This window comes from Bacillus sp. Xin1, from assembly GCF_013314535.1.
Lineage (GTDB): Bacteria > Bacillota > Bacilli > Bacillales > Bacillaceae_G > Bacillus_A.
In genome coordinates, this window is record NZ_JABUAE010000013.1 from 63,231 (window position 1) to 83,351 (window position 20,121).

Genomic DNA, 20,121 nt, shown 5'->3' on the forward strand with positions numbered 1-20,121 from the left:
ATCATTGATTATTATGATGTAACGCCTGCTTATATTTAATGTACCTCTACATTTGTCACGTAATCTTCAAATTGCTTTGTTTGTTTAGTCATCTCATCACTTACGTTTTTAAGCTGACTGAATTGTCTTTGAAGCGTACCACTATCAGTATAGACACCTGTTTCAAGATTCGATTTCATTTGAAGCATATTTTCATTCAGTGCCTTCCAATCATTTACCAAGTATTCTAGAGTAGTAATTTGTCTATTAATTAGCTCCACAAAACTTTTCACCTGATCTTCAATAAAAATAATTTCCGTTGCTTGAATTTCAGATTGTGATAACTTTTGAATAAGTGGTACTAATTCTTTTTGTTTCTGCTGAATTTTAATAGCAGCCTCTCTTGTTTGACTATCCGCAGCATTTACAATTTCATCACTAAGAGATCCAATTGATACAAAATCTACCGTTTTTGTTTGGGCTGTTGTATTCGTAATTGTAAACACTTGCTTCCCAATATTAATAGAGCCTTTAATAATTTCATTTGGTCTATTTAAAATCTTTGTAAGTTCTGCTTGAATCTCTTCTTGAATTCTTTTAATATCCGCTCTTATCTGTGCAATATCTCCATTTGAACCCTTTAATGCTTGGATTGCTGTTTCAGCCTGTTGAGATAAACTCCCACTATCTTTTACTAATAAGGATTTGAAACGATTTAAATCCAATAAAGTTTGTTCCATGTTATCTTGAATCGTTTGTGCTTGACTTTGAAGTTTACCAAAACCGCTTACAAAAGCTGTTTTTGCTTGTTCATCTTCATTCACTTTTCCGGAGAAATCATATAATTTACTATAATAACTATTAAATCTTGTACTATACCTCATAATCTCTTGATTTAAGTCCATTAACTTCGGATTATATTCATCAATCCATTCACGGACATTCATTTTTGCGAACTTTTGATGATTTGTCAAACTACTCATAGCATCTACTTTAATATCTGGCTGTTGTAATATAACTAATCCGTAAGCTTGTATTAAAGGAGTGTTTGATCCTAAAGCTCTTATCGAATTAGATAATGTATTTCTAACCGTTATGTTTTGAGCACTTGCTTGTTTAAATTCAGATTGATTACTTTCCGCAAAAGCACTTATTGGCGTTAGGCAACTTGTAGATACTGCTGTAATCAATAAGCCTGTGATTAAAGTTTTTTTCACTTTAACTCCTCCTAATGTATTAGTATCCAATTATATTTCATATAAATTTTTTGTTTCTTTATGTATCCCTTATCAAGCAGGTAAATCCAGGAAACGCTCTCATAATATCTATTAAACCTTTTTCCAATATGTGTAAACCCTATTTCTAACTGTTCGTTTTTATATTTGCTTATTGGCGATTTCAATCCTTACTTGTTTGATTCATTTAACAACATTATCTTAATAAGAACACAAAATCATACTTTACTATATCCACCTCTTTCAATCCATTAGATTCACAATGTAGTATATTGAACTTTAAATAAATCATATGAGCTATTCATCATACCTTTATTCACTGAATGAACTGTATATCATGAGAATACTTTCAATTCCCTATAAAACAGAGAGGAAAAATCCCATTTATACATTACATTTGCTACACAGAAATATTATTCATTTTTCACTATTCACCAATAAAAATATGAAACAAATAGCTGTGTTTAAATTCAAGTTTTATACTGTAGCATCATTTAAACACAGCTATTTTTCATCGTAAAGGAGTATTTTTTCTTTCGCTACTCCATAGGCTTTTTGTCTTTATTTCAATATAAAATAACATTAACTTTATAAAATATTAATAAGAGTACTTTTCATTGAAAAGCACCTTTATCTTTATAATTATTTCCACGAAAATAATTATATCGAGATAATTATCCCTAGTGTATGCAATTATGCATACACTCTTTTCACAAAACAGATTTCCTTACTTTAAAACTTTTTCTCCCTTGAAGAAAACCCCACTGATTAAAGTTTCACTTTATAACCGTTTGCAATATTTACACGTACCGCGCCTACGATAGTAGTAAGCAATCGTAGCGCCAAATAGAGCTATTCCCCAGATTGGCCATAATAACTCGGGACCTTCTAATGCCCATCCCCTATGATCTAAGCCCCCTTTATTAATAAAACCCCGGATGTACATCAAGCCAGCTGAAGTAACCATAATGGAAACCAGTGAAGCTGGAATAATCGCTAATGAAAGAGGTACACGCTTACCAGCAATAAATGGAAACCAACGTGGAAATTTTTCTCCCCATTGCTGAATAAGTCCCAGCGTAAGAATTGCCCCTCCAAGTGCTACTGTAGCCAAGGATGCACCCATTAACCAAATTCCAGGTGAATCACGTTCAAAAGAATCAAGTAATTCTTTAGTAGTTCCCAGTGGAATACCTATCGCCCAACACCATCTTGTTATGGAATAACAGATAGGAATTATAATGGCAATGTAAGTGCACCATTTTCCCCAAGATGCTGCTGAGGATTGTGATGTCCATTTAGAAGGGTTACTATTTCTGCCACAATACAGACAAGCATTTCGTGTTTGGCGTTGGTAGGCTAAAGCAGTAGCAATCCATAAAAAGGCTCCTAGCATACTAATATATTGATTCACAATCGTCCAGTACATCATCTGTTCAAAGAAATTCACTCCATGCGGAAAATCAAATGGCGCTCCAACCAGAAATACAATTCCATATGCTACAGTCACTAAAACACGGTAGTCAATAACTGCGAATAGTAGAATTACCACTAACATATACACAAACGCGAGTAATATAATTCGTAAAATTCCATTACCTAAACCACGAATCATCATGACAGCTACAATGACTCCCATTACTCCAAATCCAACCATCATAGGTGCACCGCTCTCAGGGCTCAAACCAGCTAGCATTGAGTATTCAGATTGTGGATCCCCTATCCCAAGTGGAAAACCTTTTCCTCCCAACGCCCAATACTGACCTAATATCAAATACATCAATGACCAAGCACCCGCAGTATACCCAATCCATTGGGGCCATAATGATAACCATCTAAAAATATGAATTCCGGTTTCGTTTTTTTTCTCAGTATTTAACATCACAAAAGAACAACTCCTTCTATTAGAAAGTTATAATACTAAAACCTTCTACAATATTTACACTGTCCCCGCCTTCTTAGATAATAAGCAATGGTTGCTAGCCCTAATGCTATTCCCCATGGAAGCCAAAATAGTGAAGGCCCTAATTCTCCCCAATTTCCAGTATTGATGGAACCGTTCAATATTTTTGAAATGATAATAGGACTTATTTTTAATCCTGCAAGAGTGATAAGAACAGATGCACATGTTGCTGGTATCACCGCGAACCAAATAGGAACACGTTTTCCAGCCAAATAAAGGCACCAACGAGGAAACTTTTCTCCCCATTTTTGGATAAGTCCCAATGTAAGAATAGCACCGCATATTGGTAATCCACCAAGTACTGCCTCTATCAAACGTTCCGTAAATGATTGATTGCTAATTAATGTTGCTGCTGCATCGCTCACTCCCAATGGAATCCCTGCAGCCCACGCTAAGCGGACAATACCATAAGGAAGTGCCATAACGATAGCAATGTAGGTTGCATATTTCCCAAAACTGTTTCCGGCAATTGATGTGTCTTGAGTCTCCTTTTGGCGCCCGCAATTCTCACATGCTTCCCGGCTCCGCCGCTGATAAGCCAAGGCTGTCGCTCCCCATAAAAATCCTCCTACCATACATAAAAGTTGATTTATTACAGGCCAATCGATGAGTTGAAAATGTAGCATGAATGAATAAGCGAAATTCTGTAATACCCGGACATCAGGAATTACCATAACTAGAGTGATACACATTATCCATGCGAAAATGAGCAGGACTGCCCGCGGAATCATCTTTCCCCACATTCGGATTGTAGCCAATGCAGTGATCGATCCAATTCCTCCGATGCAAGCGATTGTCACTCCTCCTACATCTGATTGTATGTTTGCTAAAAATGATCCCATCATAAACCCTCTTGAATCATTTTCACCAAAAGGGAATCCTGCGCCTCCTAAAGCCCAATAAAGCCCCAGAAATCCATAGAAGAAGGACCAAACTGCAGTTATATAGGCAATCCACCGATGCCAATTTGATAGCAAAATTTTCCGCTTTCCCCTCCCATCTTTCAATGTATTTTGTGAATAGTGATCAATCGACCGTCGTATATGATTTAATTTAAAAACCATATTCTTCAACTCCCTACTGTATATTGATGAGTAAGTTCATATTATGATAAAAGGGGCAATTTGAAACGGACCTCTAGAACTGTTTATAAACAGTTCTAGAGGTCCGTTTAGAAAAGAATTTTCATAGTCAAAGTTGTAGATTAACAAACTGGAAATATCGCAAAATAAAAATACCAATTCCGCGTAATGGAATTGGTATAAGAAATTTTCTAATCTATATTAATAATTTTTTTCCTGATTCGGACGCATAAACCCTTGTTCCCAGGCAAAAACCGCAGCTTTCGTACGATCAAGCATATGAAGCTTACTTAGAATGTTACTAACATGGCCTTTAACTGTCTTTTCACTAATGAAAAGCCCTTCAGCAATTTCAGCATTCGTAAGCCCCTTAGCAATCAATCGTAATACTTCCAATTCTCGTTCACTTAGCTCGGAAAATGGATTTGGAGATGTCTGTTTCGTAGCACGAATCTCATTAACAACCCGTGCAGCCACCCGTGGATGCATAATGGATTCGCCTTGTACACCTCTCCTTACCGTTTCAACCAATTGATTAGGCTCTATGTCTTTAAGTACATATGATATTGCTCCTGCACGTAATGCTGGAAAAATGTACTCATCCTCATGATATGAAGTCAACACAATCACTTGAGAACGAGGACTAACTTGCTTAACTCTTCGAATCGCCTCTACACCATTGATACCTGGCATCACTAAATCCATTAGTACGATATCTGGCACAAGTTCAGCAGCTAGAGCCGTAGCCTTTTCAGCATCTTTTGCTTCTCCAACTACATGAAAGTCAGATTGAATTGTGAACAGAGTATTCAATCCTTGTCTTACAATTGCATGATCATCAACAATTAAAATCGAAATCGGATCTTCTTTCCCCATTTTCTACCACCTCTTCTGAATTGCAATTAGCATTCGGATTGTTATCTTCTCGAATATCTGCTTGTTTACATTGAACGGTAATTTTCACACCTTTCCCTATCTCACTTTGGATATCAATATGCCCCTTTAACATATGAATCCGTTCACGCATAGAAGACAAACCTACTCCTTGTCGATCTATTCTTTGAATATCAAACCCGCAACCATTATCATAAATAGAAAGAGTTACAACTTCTTCACAATCTAAATGAATCATTACTATATTTGCCTGACTGTGACGTGCAACATTATTCAGTGCCTCCTGTGTGATGCGAAAAAATGTTTCTTCAATAATAGGGGATACTTGTTGCTGTCCACTTGTCTCCAAATTGACCATGATACCCGTTTGTTCTTGCCACATCTCCATATAATCCTTTAATGCATGTGCAAGATTCTTCCCCTCAAGTGCAATAGGACGTAATTCCTGAATCAATGCACTCAACTCACGCTGCGTTTGATGTAACACATTTTCTGCTTTTAACAAATGGTCTTTAGCGCTGTCATCATCTTTTCCGATAAGGGATTTACTAGTATTCAGCCAGATTGATGTAGCAAACAGTTGCTGCTTAACACTATCATGTAGCTCACGAGCTAATCTATTGCGTTCCTCGAGGGTCGCTAAGTCTTGCCGCACTTTAAGTAAGGTACGTAGTTGTTTCGCCATCTGATTCAGCTTGCGTGCCAGCTGCCCCAATTCATCCTTTGAAGGATCTTGCACAAATGTTGTGAAATCTCCTTGACTCCATTGATCTGTAGCGTTTAATATCTTTTGAATACGACGAACGAGACTTCGAGACGTGATAATTCCAAAAGTAATACCAACAATTACTGCACCAATAAAGAAAGCTAAAATACTAAATCCAAAAAACTGAAAAGTAGCCTTCCAAAAATCGACCAAAGAAAAATGTATGTTTTCTGCTTTAACTACTAATACCCCAAGAACATCTTTCTCATTAGATAACGGAGCAACAATATAGAAAACTCCACCTTTATGATAGCTATATGTTTTTAATTTACGTGCTTCGGATGGTTTCAGTGACAGAGCTGTATATATATTTTGATAAACTTTCGCAGGGAATTCTGCTTTAAAATCAGTAAACTGAGGCACATTCTCTCCAGCGCTTGCAAGTAAATTCCCATTTGGATCAGTCACCACAGAAAATCCATCGAATTCAGTCCCTACTTCTATGGGCCAATCTTCTAACGCTTTCTTCAGCTGATTTTGATTAATCAATGGTCCGTTAAAGTTAGAAGATATATTTTGGGCTTGTATGCTTATCTGTTGTTCAAACATTTGGTCCGCATTATATTTCACTAGACTAAGCGAAATAAGAAAGCCCATCACTTCGAGTGTCAATAGAACGCCAATGGTTGTTAACACATAAAATAAAGTCAGTTTCCACTGCAAACGATGGAAATGTCGGACAAAACGAGATAGAAATTTCATGTTCTTTCCTTCCTAATCGAAAATGTAGTGACCATTGTATTGTTCAACATTTACTAAAACCTACTCCCCACTATATGATATGTTTTGTAATTTAATATTCCTCCCCTCAAGAGACTTCTTTATATAATTCATTTTAAATTTAATTTTTCTTGATAAATCAAAGATTTCCTGGCATACTCTTAAAATTATTTGTGCCCAAGTATATCCTCTCCTCGCTTTTCTATAAACCATATTCTTTTCCGTCTTATCATTACTTCTTAAAAATGTAGATTGGTATGGAGAAGCATATATAAACTACATCCTTTTACCTAATGAAGAATGTAGATGTAGAAAATGCAATTTTGGAATAATCTCCTTAAAGAAAAATCCAAAACTATATATCTTTATTGTATTAATAGTATTAAAGATATTCATAAAATGTAGATAATCATTTTAAAAACCAGGGTCGTTCAAAGAATTGGTGAAAGTAAACAGATAGGAATTTTAACAAGGTTAGAAAGAATAACTTTTGAAGTGGTAAAAAGTTTCGAAATACCAAATTTAGCATAAGGATTGGATATACAAAGATAAGATATAAAACTTATTTGTAAAAAAAGGTAGCTCTACATAAGTAAAGCTACCTTAGAAATTGCTTGTTCTATAATCTTTATTTTTTCAAATGGTACGGTACAGTCGTAATCACAACATTTCTTCGATAAAGTAAATACGCACGAATTAGTAAACTGGATTGATTATGAAGAATGTTATGCCAACCTTTCTTTGGTATAAACTGAGGTATGACTACCGTAACTCGATAATTTGACTCACTTGCTTTATATTGCACAGTATCGATAAACTTTGTTAGCGGTTGAATAATGCTTCTATAGTGAGAATGCAATGTAACAAGCCTTACTTCAGGCTGCCATTTCTTCCACTTCTCTTCAAATTTCTTTTCATCTTCTCTTTCAAATGCAACATATACAGCGATAATTTGATCTGGTGAAAGAGACTTTGCGTAATTCAATGAATTTTCTACTACATGAGTCATACCGGCTACAGGAACGATAATTACATTCCCTTCAATCGGAACAATTGATTCACAAGTTTTAAGACTTAATTGATCGCCAACTGCATCATAATGTTTCTTAATTCGATGAAACACAAAAATAATAACTGGTAAGAAAACAAGTACTGTCCAAACTTGTGAGAACTTCGTTAAAAAGAACATACTCATAACAATAAAACTAATAACTGCACCTGTTAAATTAATCGTTAATTTCAAAATCCACCCTTGTGGCTTTTCACGTATCCATTTTACTACCATTCCAGTTTGAGATAACGTAAACGGAATGAATACACCTACTGCATATAACGGGATAAGATGTTCTGTCTGACCTTGAAACGCAATAATTAAAATAATAGAAGCGATACCAAGTATGATAATACCGTTCGAGTAACCTAATCGATCCCCTCTAATCGTAAACATCCTTGGAATAAACTTATCTTTCGCAAGATTAACTGCTAATAAAGGAAATGCTGAGTAGCCAGTGTTAGCAGCAAGAATTAATATTAAAGCTGTTGTACCTTGTATAAAAAAGTACATAAAATTCCGTCCAAATGTTTGCTCAGCAATTTGTGAAACTACGGTTACTTCTTTGCTAGGAGTAATTCCGTAATAATAAGCTAAATAAACAATCCCTGAAAATAAAATAGCCAGTAAAGCCCCCATCGCAAGCAATGTTTTTGCTGCATTGTTAGGAGCTGGATCTTTAAAGTTTGGAATTGCATTAGAAATTGCTTCAACACCTGTTAAAGCAGAGCTACCTGATGCAAATGCTCTTAACAGTAAAAACAAACTAATACCAGCAACTGGTGTTCCAATTGGCGTATGCAAATTTGGTGAAACGTGACCAGTTACAATATTGTATATTCCTACTCCAATTAATATAAATAATGCTAAAACAAATAAATAAACTGGATATGCTAAAACAGAAGCTGACTCTGTTACTCCTCTTAAATTCAATATTGTAATAAGTAATACAAATATAATCGCGATAATTACATTATGCTCATGTAAACTAGGAAAGGCTGATGTAATCGCATCTGTACCTGCCGATACACTTACTGCTACTGTTAAAATGTAGTCTACTAATAAAGATCCCCCAGCAATTAATCCTGGATTAACTCCTAAGTTTTCTTTAGATACTACATATGCTCCTCCTCCATGAGGATAGGCAAAAATGATTTGTCGATAAGATAATATAAGAGCTGTTAATAACACTAATACTCCAATCGCAATTGGAATAGAGTACCAAAACGCTATTGCGCCAAGGCTCGCTAAAGCGATTAAAATTTGCTCTGGACCATATGCAACCGATGATAATGCGTCAGAGGATAAAATTGCTAACGCTTTCGTTTTATTAAGTTTTTGCTCTCCTAATTCGGTTGATTTTAACGGTCGTCCAATTAAAAACTTTTTTATAGATGAAACCACTGCTGTCCACTCTCCAATAATTTTGTACGAACAATTCTCTGCTAGCTAAAGCTCATAAACTATCTTTTCAGAACATAAAAAAATGTCTACAAGCCATAACAAATAGACTTGTAGACATTAAATTTTTTGTCGCACAAGCTCCACCTTCCTTCTCAATATAACGCTTACGAGGTTAGCTGTCGGATTCGGGCCTATGAGTAGCCCTACCTTTTTCAAGGATTCACCCCTTGGATTATGCAATAATCCACAAAAACGGGTCCCCCGTACCATGCGGTTTCAGCGATTTAGAAATTTGAAACTGTGGATTATAATACTCCTTTATTTTAAAAAAGTAAACAAAAATTTTTTAGAAATAGAAAGGTTATGATGATTATGTATGGTATCACTACATGAATGAACAGAATATATTTATCAATATAGATTGGGAGGCATTGATTTGTCTGAAGAAAAGAAGCCACTTTTATCGGATACATTTTTAGATGAAATTACAATAGAAATTAATAAGTTATATGGAAACACAGTTGACGAACGAAATTGTTCACAAGAAAATAAAAGAAATAAGTAATTTATTAAGGCAAATATACAATAATCAACAAGTAAAAAAAGTCTGTTTTTTTTAAAAAACAGACTTTTTATTTTTAAAACATCAAAATTTATTGCATATAAATTATGACAAGCATCCAAATGGCTAAAGCAGAAATGATTGCGAGTACTATACGAGTAGAAAATACACGCACTTCAAAATCCGTCTTTTTTGAAGGTTCAGGATATGCAATAATATAGATTCCCTTTAAGAGCGAAAGCCACCCAATAAGTGTAACAAATCCTTGCCAATTCAACTCCCATACATGATGCAAAATTACGGTACTTAACCCTAAAAATATTGATAAAAATCCATACATAATTCCAGATCCTCTATCTTCCACTACTAACCTTTTCAATTCACGTAACACCGATGGACGCAAGAAAAGAATACCTGATACAATTAATATGAGCCATCCCCAAAATAACCCTAAAAAAGTACTTATAGTCATTACTCTCCCTCCTTTCCAACACATTTATATTTCAAGGGACCCTTCTTTTAGAACCCATTTTCTCTACGTATAAGAAATAAAATACCAAATTCCCACAAAAATGTATTATTAAAATCATTACGTTATATCATCTAAGTACCTCAATGATATCCTGTTAATAAATCATGCTCTTTCTAATTTTTTACTCGCCAAATACAAAAAGGATAGAAAAAGTAATTATACTTTTTCTATCCTTCACTCATTTCGGTACTACAAAAACTATACCGGTTCTTTATTTAAAGTCATTTCTTCATATACTTTTAAGTTTTGATAAACCACTTTTAATAACGGTGCATCGATACAAAATTGTTTTGCTAATTTTAATAAATATCCTTGTAAATGTTCCCCTTCAATGAACGAACCTTTTTCCATATCACGCTGCATAGATGACTTCATATCATAAGAAATTTTATCAATTGTCTTCATATGTTCCTCAACAATATTCTCCTGAATCAGAGCTCCAAATCCCCTCATGATCTGTGCTGCTTCTTCAAATAAACTTCGAATAAAATCGCGACCACCATCACTTTCGCGAATCGGTCCTATCGGTGCATGCATTAACGTCGTCACACCTGACATTACTGAAATAAATAAATATTTATGCCACATATCTCGTAAAATATGTTCACTTAGAACAAAACTCGCTTTCGTTCCCGTTAATACTTTAGCAATTTTTTTTGCTCTTGCTGAATCATGGTGTTTTATTTCTCCAAATACAAGTCTATCAGCAGCACTAGTTTGTACAACTTCCCCTTCATCGTTTAAAGTTGTCTCTATAAAACATAAGCCACCCATTACGTTTTCCTCACCAAACTCCTGTTGCAAATGTGATAAATGAGCAATACCGTTTAATAATGGGATTATCATTGTATGATCGCCTACAAACGGCTTCAAATCTATTATTGCTTCTTTTAAGTGATATGCCTTTGTTGAAAATAGAATCACATCAAATGGAGAAACGACATCTTCTTTCGTTACTAATTTCGGTTGAAATGAAAAATCCCCATTAGCACTCCGAATTACGAGACCTTTTTCTTCTAATTGCTGTTTTCGTCTACTACGAACGAGAAAAGTAACGTCTTCCCCTTTCTCTACTAAACGGCCCCCAAAATATCCACCGACTCCACCAGCTCCTAATACTAAAATACGCATATAAAATTCCTCTTTTCCAAACATGAAAATTTTACTTCTTTGTAGCATAACTATATTATACATCTGACCTATCGAACAAACAGAAAATTCAACTTTTAAACAAATTTTCATTTTAAGGACTATATAATATTATTCATCATTTTATTTACAAATAGATTAGTAACATTTCAATTTTCAAATTTATGAATTATACATTTAGTAAAGACTTGTATAAATTAGAAAGGATGAGAAAAAATGCAATATCCAATGTTCTTATCTAAGAGATTAACAATACGCCCATTTGAATTAAATGATGCTCCTAAAGTTCAAGAATTAGCAGGAGATAAAGAGGTGGCGAAAACTACTACAATTATTCCTCACCCTTATCCAGATGGCTGGGCAGAAGAGTGGATTCCCTCTACCCATACAGCTATGGATAAGGGAGACAGTTTTCACTTTGCAATGGTTAATGAACAAAATATACTCATCGGTTGCATATACCTTTTTATCAATAAAAAACATAATAAAGGAGAATTAGGATACTGGATAGGTAAATCATATTGGGGTAAAGGATACTGTACTGAAGCTGGTCAAGTCATCGTTACATATGCATTTGAAGAATTACAGCTCAATCGTATTTTTGCTGATGCTTTCACTAAAAATCCCGCCTCTTCTAAAGTCATGCAAAAATTGGGATTGAAACATGAAGGAACATTTAAACAAAGTTGTTTGTACTGGGGAGTGTATGAAGATACTGTTGTTTACGGTTTAACAAGATTTGATTATAACAATAGTAAGTAGCTGCTCTTCTTTTTAACAAATATCAATAATACGAAAACTTTACTTCCACCATAAAAATCAAAATTTCAAGAAGAAACAACACAGAAACCTCCTGTTAACAATTACGTTTTAACATCTAAATGAACGATTATAAAAAGAGTAGGCCACAAATTTTTATGGCCTACTCTTTTATTTAAACATTTCCCTTGTTTTAATTTACTAGAAGCAAGCTATATTCCCTCATATTTTATAAATTAGTTGAAATACCCTTTCCTCTCCTTGGTTTCAAAGTACTTATTCTATCCATCCCTCAATCAATACCTACATAAAAAATGATATACTAAATTCAAAACCTTTAGAGGAGCTGGCTATTATGGGGATGGTTGGACAGTATATATTAGTTACAGATGAAGAATTGAATAAAATCAAAAATAAAGAGTTAGATATTTATTTTAAAGAATCTGATTTAGATATCGATAAGTCCTGGCAACTACTTCATTTTATTTTATGCGGTGAGATTGGCGGCGGCGAACCACCACTTGGACATGTTGTACCTCTTAATGATTCCATCATCAATAACGATTCTCTCGGTACGTTTTACCTTACAGCTAGTGAAGTCGAAGAAGCTTATTTGGCAATAAAAGATTTAAGAGAACCTGATTTCAAAGAAATGTATAACTTCCAAGATTTGATGGATGAACAACTTTATCCACTTGTTGAAGATGATGACCCCAATGAGATATTCGAATATACATATAGCTACTTTTTAGAAATTAAAGGTCTATATAAACAAGCTGTATTAAACAAGCAATGTGTAATTTTTTTCATTAGCTAAATAAAAATGAAAAACGGATCCTCTCTTTTACGAGAAGATCCGTTTTTATTAAAGTAAACGATTATCCTAATTTCACTTGATTTTCTTCTTCGATTTTTGCTAACGCAATAGCCACTTGCTCTTCTGTTAACTCATGTTCCTTCACATAACGGTTACGTGGGTGTACACGGCATTCATGTGAACATGCACGTAAATATTTCGCCTCATTTTCTTCAGAACATAAAATTTGTTTGTTACATTCTGGATTTGCACAATTTACATATCGTTCACATGGCTCATTTGTAAAGTGATCTTTACCAACAATTACATGTTCTTTTTGGTTCACAGGTACACCAATACGCTCATCGAATACGTAACATTGTCCATCCCATAGTTCCCCTTGTACTTCAGGGTCTTTTCCGTACGTTACAATCCCGCCGTGAAGCTGACTTACATCTTCAAAACCTTCTCTGACTAACCAGCCTGAAAACTTCTCGCAGCGAATACCACCTGTGCAATATGTTAAGATTTTTTTACCTTCAAGAACTTCTTTATTTTCTCTAATCCAATCTGGTAATTCACGGAAAGAGTGAATATCAGGTTTAACTGCACCTTTAAAATGTCCTAAATCGAACTCATAGTCATTTCGTGCATCAATGATAACTGTATTTTCTTGTTGCATCGCCTCATAAAACTCTTTTGGCTCTAAATATTTCCCTGTCATTTCTTTCGGATTAATATCATCTTCTAAACGAAGTGTAACAAGCTCTGAACGAGGACGTACGTGCATTTTTTTGAACGCATGCCCATCTGCTTCATCTACTTTAAATACGATACCGTCAAAACGTGGATCATTCTTCATTGCTTCCATGTACTTCTCTGTTTGTTCAACAGTACCTGAAGCAGTGCCATTAATCCCTTCTTCTGCTACAAGAATTCTTCCTTTTAACTCAAGTGAATTACAAAATTCTAAATGCTGTGCAGCAAATTCTTCAGGATTCTCAATCGTAGTGTACATGTAATATAGCAACACTCTGTATGGTTTTGTATTTAACATTTATTTTTACCACCTATCTCATTCAATATTTTAAAATCATGTATAAGTTAACGATCATATCGGAACATATAAGAATGAGAAAAGATTTGTTCAAATCTCTTCTCCTATTTACAATGTTTTCCCAGAAGTTAACGCAAATGAAAAACGAGATTACACAACAATCCAATACGGTTGTAATGTAATCCCAATATATTATATAACATACAAATTGGTTTACAGCAATTAATATGCTGCGAGCTCTATTTTACAATTAAAAAATACGTTTTTCCATTCCATATTATAGGTAAATTCTCTTTATTCTCCCACAACCATAGAAGTTATAACTGTATGTGCTGGTTTATTTATTTTTGTTACATAGTTATTTCGAGCACACCTTTTATTGCAATCAGGCATATAATTTGCACCAAGGAAACAATTGTGTTCAAATGAAAATATCAACTAGAATATCTAAATGTATTGAAATAAGTAATAAGAATAAATACAATAATTGCAGCAAGCTAAGAAACAAAAGGGGAAACTACTATGAATAAAGCTACAACAAAAGAGGAACAAGCACCTCTTCAAAGTACTACAGCCCAATCCGCTCACCTCACTTTAAGTGGTGAAACGAAAGGAATCAAAAGATTATTACCTTTTCTCGGCCCAGCATTCATCGCATCCGTTGCTTATATTGATCCTGGAAATTTCGCTACAAATATCGCAGCAGGATCGCAATATGGCTATTTATTACTTTGGGTCATTCTCGCTTCTAATTTAATGGCGGTATTAATTCAATCTCTTTCAGCGAAACTCGGGATTGCTACCGGAAAAAACCTTCCTGAAGTCGCTCGTGAGCACTTTCCAAAACCTATTTCAATTGGTTTATGGATACAAGGCGAACTTGTTATCATGGCCACTGATTTAGCTGAGTTTATCGGGGCTGCTTTAGGTCTATATTTACTATTCGGTATCCCAATGTTGCCGGCTGCTCTCATTACTGCTGTTGGCTCATTCATTATACTTGAATTTCAACGTAGAGGCTTCCGTCCATTAGAAGCTGTTATTACAGGAATGGTCTTTATTGTTGTTGTTGCATTTGGTGTACAAGTATTTTATGCGAAACCAGAATTAAGCCCTCTACTTTCAGGATTATTTATCCCTAATTTCCAAGGGGTAGATAGTATCCTACTCGCTGCTGGGATATTAGGTGCGACAGTTATGCCACATGCAATTTATTTACATTCCGCTTTAACGCAGCGTCGTGTAGTAGGCACAACTGATGAGCAACGCAAAAAGATTTTCCGTTTTGAGTTTATTGACATTATTATCGCAATGGTGATTGCTGGAGCAATTAATGCAAGTATGCTAATTGTAGCAGCTGCCTTATTCTTCAAAAACGGATTACACGTTGAAGACTTAGCTGTTGCTTTTCATGAGTTTAGCAACTTAGTTGGCCCTGTCTCAGCTAGCCTTTTCGGAATCGGATTGTTAGCTGCTGGTTTATCCAGTTCTTCTGTCGGAACAATGTCCGGTGATATTATTATGCAAGGATTTATCCGTATGCATATTCCTTTATATTTAAGAAGATTTATTACTATGATCCCGCCTCTTGTTATTATTGCTTTAGGAGTAAATCCAACTCATGCTCTTGTCATGAGTCAAGTTGTATTATCATTTGGTATCGCATTTGCATTAGTACCTCTTATTATGTTTACAAGTAGCAAAAAGATTATGGGTGTGCTAGTGAATCATCGCATTACAAACGTAATTGCTTGGCTAATTGCTGGGCTCGTTATTACCTTAAATATTTTCTTACTGTATCAGACATTTACTGGTCAATGAACAAGAAGATCTCATCCAAATGTAGATGAGATCTTCTTGTTTCAAATGTACGTTAATTAATTGAACAATATCTCTATCGTCATCTACGATTAATATAGATTTTTGATTTATAGTTCATCCTCTTTAATGTTTATTTGAAATATATTCCACCACTTTATATTAACATGGCTATAGGATTAGAACTTTGAAATACACAATTTATTCTCCATAACTTGTATTATCTCTAAACTAATAGCAAAAAAGCTAAGACACATACGCCTTAGCTTTTTTATCTCATCTATCTCTCGCTTAAATAAGCATTTTTATACGTATACACCCCACCAAATTGATGCTTCTCAATATCTTTTACATATTCTTTCTGTATATATGCTGAACCTGTATGATAAAGCGGCACAATTGCAGCATCTTCCAATACTATTTGCTCCGCCTCTTGTAAGGCCTTCCATCTTTTCTTTTGGTCTAATACAATATCATATTTTGCTTTCTTTATAAGGTCATCATAATAAAAATTGGAATACTCCATCTTATTATTCGGATTATCTGTCGTAAACAATTCTAAATAACTTATTGGGTCTTTATAATCTGGTCCCCATACTACCATAGATATATCATATTGCCCAGTTTGTTCAAGCTGTAATTTTTGCTTAAATGGTTGCGGTTTAATCTGTACCGTTAAACCTTGTAAATGCTTTTCTAAATCTCCTTTTATATACTCTGCTATACGCTGTGCGTTATCTTGTTCAAATGTCAAGAACTCAACTGTAACACTTTCCGTGCCAAGTTCTTTTTTAGCGTCTTCCCAAAGTTTTTTTGCTTTTTGCAAATCATATCTAGCAATATTCCCATTCTCCTTTCTAAAATCCGTTCCAGTTGCTTCATTTTTATATCCTTTTGGAATCAGACCTCGCGCAGGAGTTGCACCATTATTTATAAAATGCTTTACAAGTTCCTCTTTATTCAGTGCTAAAGAAATAGATTGACGAACTTTTTTATTTGCTAGTGAAGCATTTCTTTCGTTAAATCGCAGCATAGCTATAGCTGACTCACTTGATACATGTAGCTCCTTGTTGTTTTTGTATCGTTCTACAAATGTAGAATTAATAGGCACACGGTCAAGAGTACCAGACTCGTATAAATTTACAGCTGTCATGGTATCTTTTACAATATGGAAGTTTATTTCATCTAGCTTCACCTTCTCTCTATCCCAATATGTATCATTTTTCTTTAATTGAAATTCCTGTTCATGCTTCCATTTTTCAAGCACAAACGCTCCATTATATATAAGATTATCTGGTTCTAATGCATAACGATTTCCTTGTTCTTTCACAAATGATTCATGCTGTGGTAAATAAATAGGCAATGCTAATAATTGTAATAAATACGGAACAGGCTTCTCTAATTGTACTTCTAGCGTATAATTGTCTAAAGCCTTTACTCCTAGCCGATCAGTAGGCAATGTACCTGTATTTATTTCTTTTGCGTTTTTTATATAAAATAGCATGTATGCATATTGAGATGCTGTTTCAGGATTCAATGTCCGTTGCCAAGAAAAAATAAAATCATGCGCTGTTACTGATTCCCCATTTGACCATTTTGCATCTTTACGCAAGTGAAATGTATATCTTCTCCCATCTTCACTTTTCTCACATGACTTCGCCACACCAGGTACGGGGTTATCTTGATTATCCATCACATACAATCCTTCAAATATATTTTGCATCACATGTGAGGATGTACCATCCATCGCTTTCGCTGTATCAAGAGAAGGGATTTCTTCTGATACTGTTACGTTTAACACTTGTTTTTGAGCCTCTTTATTAACTTTATTCGCTGCACTACAAGCCGATAAAATCAAGGACGTGACAAGTGTAATTACTAGTAAACGGCTGTTTTTCTGCTTCATGAATTTTTCTCCTTAAATTCAAATAATATTATAAAACGCTATACATTATAGCAGAAAGACCAGTATAAAGTCGTGATATTCTATTGAATATTTATTCGTTTTACATAAAATTCACAAAAAAAACACTCTCCTCTTGTATTTCATTCAAAAGGAGAGCGTTCTTTATCAATCTCTCTATTTCAATTACATCTTCAGTCCTCGTTTATAGCGACTTGCTTCAAAAATAATTCGTTCTTCATCTAAAGTTTTACATTCACCATTCCATACAATATGCTTTCCGTTAATAACAACATCTGATATATCTTTTCCACTCGCTGCATACACAAGATGCGATAATACTTCTTCTGCTGGTTGTAAGTGAGGCTTGTTGGATGAATCAATTGTAATAAAGTCCGCACACTTTCCTACTTCAATGGAACCTGTTTGTTTCATACCGATTACTTCTGCAGCTCCTTTTGTTGCAAGTGAAAGAGCTGTTTCAACTGGTAATGCCGTTGCATCTTTATGAATTCCCTTTTGTAACAAGGTTGCAACGCGAAGTTCTTCAAACATATCTAAATTATTATTAGACGCGACGCTATCTGTTGCAATACCAACTTTAATCCCAGCTTCTAACATCGATTTCACATCTGCTATACCAGACCCTAATTTTAAATTACTGTTTGGATTATGAGCAACGCGAACATCTTGTTCAGCTAAGAAAACGCGCTCATTTTCATTTAACACAACACCGTGAGCAATAACTGTTGGTCTCTTAAATAAACCACAACTTGCTGCATACTCTACTGGACGTTTTCCATATTGCACTTCAATATCACGTACTTCACGCTCTGTTTCTGAAAGATGAATATGAACCATTGTCTGATTTTCTACCGCGATTCTCGCACACTCTTCTAACATTTCTGTAGAACATGTATATGGGCTATGAGGAGCAACCATCGTTGTTAGCATACTATCTTCACTGTAATATCGTTTTACATATTTCTCTGCATCTTGAATGGCCTTCTTTTCATCCTCTTTCGTTCCAAAGCTGAATAAAGTTCTTGAAACTGCCGCACGCATTCCGCTCTTACGAACTGTTTCCATAATCGCATCCTGGTCCACACCAATTGGATTAAACATATCAGAAAAAGTTGTTGTTCCGCTTTTCACCATTTCTAACAAACCAAGTTCTGTACTTGCAACTGCAAGCTCTGGAGTAAATTGACTTTCAAGTGGCCAAATTCTTGTTTCAAGCCAAGGCTGCAGTAACATATCATCACCAATGCCACGTAAAAGAGTCATCACAACATGTGTATGCGTATTCACAAGACCTGGCAATAACCACTTTCCTTTTAAATCGATTACTTCATCCACTTGATCTTGGTTAGAAAATTCTCCATTTTGTAATTCTATAATTTTACCATCTTCTACGATGATATATCCATTTTCAAACACTTCATTCTGTTCATTTAACGTTGCAATCGTAGCGCTTACATAAGCTGTTTTCAAAAGTATTTCCCCTCTCGACTCTATGAAGTATATTCCCTTTAATAAGTTACCACCATTATAGTAACTTATTAGACATTAAGAGTCAAAAGATATTTCATTTCAGACAAATTCTACTGCATAAAGATATGCACTTTCTGTTTTAAAGCATAATATTGCCTTTGATTTGTGTCTGCAAATGCTTCTTCTCTATTAGAAGTAATATCCATATAAACTATCTCTTCAAAAAATTGTGTTGCTGTGAAATCATAGCGCTTGCCATTTATCATATTGTAAAAATGCCAAGCCTCACCAACTGGCGTCTTCTTTATTTCTCCTCCAAGCAAATCATGTACAACAAGCGATGTTACACCACATTGTCCTTTTGCTGGATTTTCTATCGTCCATTTGGAGCTTGTTTCAATTGACCATGACTTTATTAAAATTTCGTACATCTCTGCAACCTCTAACTCATCCATTTTCTCAGCATCCCCTATGTATAATCAGTTTTATACATCATATTGTAAAAGTGGCAAAACTCGACCTTTAAAGACTGTTGAAGGTGTCTCTCCAATTAATTTCGCTCCCATTTTCATATAATAACCTTTTGCATTAGGATCGCTATCAATTGTAAAACTCTTAATTCCTAATTCAGCTGCTTTTTCTACAACGCTTTGCCACAAAAGTTTCCCATAGCCTTTTCCTTTATAATTTGGATGTAAATATAAGAAATCAAGAGCATCTTCTTCTTTACGTTGGAATGAGAAAAAACCAATTTTTATTCCTTCATTTTCTAAAACATATACGTAGTTATTCACAATATAATCATCCGTAATTGTTAAGTCTTCCTTACATGCTTGTATAAATTCTTCACTGTAATCCCAAGTTGCCTTTGATGTTAGTGCTATATGACTTAGTTCATTTGCCTCATTTAATGATGCTTTCCTCACTATCATTTCTCCCTCTCCCTTTCTTTTACAT

The 20,121-nt window shown here is 34.7% G+C and carries 17 protein-coding genes and 1 riboswitch; of the genes, 4 read left to right on the plus strand and 13 right to left on the minus strand.

Annotated elements, in window-relative coordinates; all coding sequences use genetic code 11:
• Window positions 1-35 precede the first annotated feature (35 nt).
• The 6 genes from nheA to HRG09_RS13890 form a co-directional block, all read right to left on the minus strand.
• Window positions 36-1,196, minus strand: a complete 1,161-nt coding sequence (gene nheA, locus HRG09_RS13865) for a non-hemolytic enterotoxin subunit A (RefSeq protein ID WP_174101394.1) — start codon at window positions 1,194-1,196, stop codon at window positions 36-38.
• Window positions 1,197-1,995: 799 nt separating this feature from the next.
• Window positions 1,996-3,096, minus strand: coding sequence for a hypothetical protein (locus HRG09_RS13870; RefSeq protein WP_174101395.1), 1,101 nt, complete (start codon window positions 3,094-3,096; stop codon window positions 1,996-1,998).
• Between the two features lie 38 nt (window positions 3,097-3,134).
• Entirely contained in the window at window positions 3,135-4,241 is a 1,107-nt protein-coding gene (locus HRG09_RS13875; protein WP_174101349.1) for a hypothetical protein, read from the minus strand.
• A gap of 219 nt (window positions 4,242-4,460) precedes the next feature.
• Window positions 4,461-5,135 (minus strand): response regulator, encoded by a 675-nt coding sequence (locus HRG09_RS13880; protein WP_174101350.1) that lies wholly within the window; start codon window positions 5,133-5,135, stop codon window positions 4,461-4,463.
• Window positions 5,098-6,582 (minus strand): sensor histidine kinase, encoded by a 1,485-nt coding sequence (locus HRG09_RS13885; RefSeq protein ID WP_254610077.1) that lies wholly within the window; start codon window positions 6,580-6,582, stop codon window positions 5,098-5,100. Before HRG09_RS13885 ends, HRG09_RS13880 begins: the two co-directional genes overlap by 38 nt.
• A gap of 685 nt (window positions 6,583-7,267) precedes the next feature.
• The gene (locus HRG09_RS13890; protein WP_174101352.1) at window positions 7,268-9,094 is read right to left on the minus strand and encodes an APC family permease; all 1,827 of its coding nucleotides are present in this window, start codon (window positions 9,092-9,094) and stop codon (window positions 7,268-7,270) included.
• Window positions 9,095-9,240: 146 nt separating this feature from the next.
• Window positions 9,241-9,386, minus strand: a riboswitch (cyclic di-AMP (ydaO/yuaA leader).
• Window positions 9,387-9,530: 144 nt separating this feature from the next.
• Between HRG09_RS13890 and HRG09_RS13895 the strand changes: the two genes are divergently transcribed.
• The gene (locus HRG09_RS13895; RefSeq protein WP_174101353.1) at window positions 9,531-9,659 is read left to right on the plus strand and encodes a hypothetical protein; all 129 of its coding nucleotides are present in this window, start codon (window positions 9,531-9,533) and stop codon (window positions 9,657-9,659) included.
• 88 nt (window positions 9,660-9,747) lie between these two features.
• On the opposite strand, the gene HRG09_RS13900 is transcribed toward HRG09_RS13895, so the two are convergent.
• Window positions 9,748-10,128 (minus strand): hypothetical protein, encoded by a 381-nt coding sequence (locus HRG09_RS13900; protein WP_174101354.1) that lies wholly within the window; start codon window positions 10,126-10,128, stop codon window positions 9,748-9,750.
• A 258-nt stretch (window positions 10,129-10,386) separates the two neighbouring features.
• A complete protein-coding gene (panE, locus tag HRG09_RS13905) occupies window positions 10,387-11,319 on the minus strand; it encodes a 2-dehydropantoate 2-reductase (RefSeq protein WP_174101355.1) in 933 nt (310 codons plus the stop codon).
• 234 nt (window positions 11,320-11,553) lie between these two features.
• On the opposite strand from panE, the gene HRG09_RS13910 reads away from it, so the two are divergent.
• Together HRG09_RS13910 and HRG09_RS13915 are read left to right on the plus strand one after the other, a co-directional pair.
• Window positions 11,554-12,099: a GNAT family N-acetyltransferase gene (locus HRG09_RS13910; protein WP_174101356.1), complete on the plus strand. Its 546-nt coding sequence runs from the start codon at window positions 11,554-11,556 to the stop codon at window positions 12,097-12,099.
• Window positions 12,100-12,451: 352 nt separating this feature from the next.
• Window positions 12,452-12,913 (plus strand): YfbM family protein, encoded by a 462-nt coding sequence (locus HRG09_RS13915; protein ID WP_174101357.1) that lies wholly within the window; start codon window positions 12,452-12,454, stop codon window positions 12,911-12,913.
• 61 nt (window positions 12,914-12,974) lie between these two features.
• On the opposite strand, the gene trhO is transcribed toward HRG09_RS13915, so the two are convergent.
• Window positions 12,975-13,949, minus strand: a complete 975-nt coding sequence (gene trhO / locus HRG09_RS13920) for an oxygen-dependent tRNA uridine(34) hydroxylase TrhO (RefSeq protein WP_174101358.1) — start codon at window positions 13,947-13,949, stop codon at window positions 12,975-12,977.
• A gap of 522 nt (window positions 13,950-14,471) precedes the next feature.
• Here trhO and HRG09_RS13925 point away from each other — a divergent pair.
• A complete protein-coding gene (locus HRG09_RS13925; protein ID WP_174101359.1) occupies window positions 14,472-15,770 on the plus strand; it encodes an Nramp family divalent metal transporter in 1,299 nt (432 codons plus the stop codon).
• Window positions 15,771-16,047: 277 nt separating this feature from the next.
• Here the strand turns inward: HRG09_RS13925 and HRG09_RS13930 are convergent, their stop codons facing one another.
• The 4 genes from HRG09_RS13930 to HRG09_RS13945 form a co-directional block, all read right to left on the minus strand.
• Complete coding sequence (locus tag HRG09_RS13930) at window positions 16,048-17,673, minus strand: peptide ABC transporter substrate-binding protein (protein ID WP_174101360.1); 1,626 nt, start codon at window positions 17,671-17,673, stop codon at window positions 16,048-16,050.
• A 183-nt stretch (window positions 17,674-17,856) separates the two neighbouring features.
• Window positions 17,857-19,164, minus strand: a complete 1,308-nt coding sequence (locus HRG09_RS13935) for a bifunctional S-methyl-5'-thioadenosine deaminase/S-adenosylhomocysteine deaminase (RefSeq protein WP_174101361.1) — start codon at window positions 19,162-19,164, stop codon at window positions 17,857-17,859.
• Between the two features lie 110 nt (window positions 19,165-19,274).
• Window positions 19,275-19,619 carry a YunG family protein gene (locus HRG09_RS13940; RefSeq protein ID WP_174101362.1) on the minus strand — a complete coding sequence of 115 codons (345 nt, stop codon included), beginning with the start codon at window positions 19,617-19,619 and terminating at the stop codon, window positions 19,275-19,277.
• A gap of 30 nt (window positions 19,620-19,649) precedes the next feature.
• Window positions 19,650-20,096 (minus strand): GNAT family N-acetyltransferase, encoded by a 447-nt coding sequence (locus tag HRG09_RS13945; RefSeq protein ID WP_174101363.1) that lies wholly within the window; start codon window positions 20,094-20,096, stop codon window positions 19,650-19,652.
• Window positions 20,097-20,121 lie beyond the last annotated feature (25 nt).

Bases quoted from the DNA above. Each gene is read 5' to 3' on its own strand.
- HRG09_RS13870 (WP_174101395.1), bottom strand. From the start codon at position 3,096: ATGTTAAATACTGAGAAAAAAAACGAAACCGGAATTCATATTTTTAGA.
- HRG09_RS13875 (WP_174101349.1), bottom strand. From the start codon at position 4,241: ATGGTTTTTAAATTAAATCATATACGACGGTCGATTGATCACTATTCA.
- HRG09_RS13880 (WP_174101350.1), bottom strand. From the start codon at position 5,135: ATGGGGAAAGAAGATCCGATTTCGATTTTAATTGTTGATGATCATGCA.
- HRG09_RS13900 (WP_174101354.1), bottom strand. From the start codon at position 10,128: ATGACTATAAGTACTTTTTTAGGGTTATTTTGGGGATGGCTCATATTA.
- panE (WP_174101355.1), bottom strand. From the start codon at position 11,319: ATGCGTATTTTAGTATTAGGAGCTGGTGGAGTCGGTGGATATTTTGGG.
- HRG09_RS13910 (WP_174101356.1), top strand. From the start codon at position 11,554: ATGCAATATCCAATGTTCTTATCTAAGAGATTAACAATACGCCCATTT.
- HRG09_RS13915 (WP_174101357.1), top strand. From the start codon at position 12,452: ATGGGGATGGTTGGACAGTATATATTAGTTACAGATGAAGAATTGAAT.
- trhO (WP_174101358.1), bottom strand. From the start codon at position 13,949: ATGTTAAATACAAAACCATACAGAGTGTTGCTATATTACATGTACACT.
- HRG09_RS13925 (WP_174101359.1), top strand. From the start codon at position 14,472: ATGAATAAAGCTACAACAAAAGAGGAACAAGCACCTCTTCAAAGTACT.
- HRG09_RS13930 (WP_174101360.1), bottom strand. From the start codon at position 17,673: ATGAAGCAGAAAAACAGCCGTTTACTAGTAATTACACTTGTCACGTCC.
- HRG09_RS13940 (WP_174101362.1), bottom strand. From the start codon at position 19,619: ATGGATGAGTTAGAGGTTGCAGAGATGTACGAAATTTTAATAAAGTCA.
- HRG09_RS13945 (WP_174101363.1), bottom strand. From the start codon at position 20,096: ATGATAGTGAGGAAAGCATCATTAAATGAGGCAAATGAACTAAGTCAT.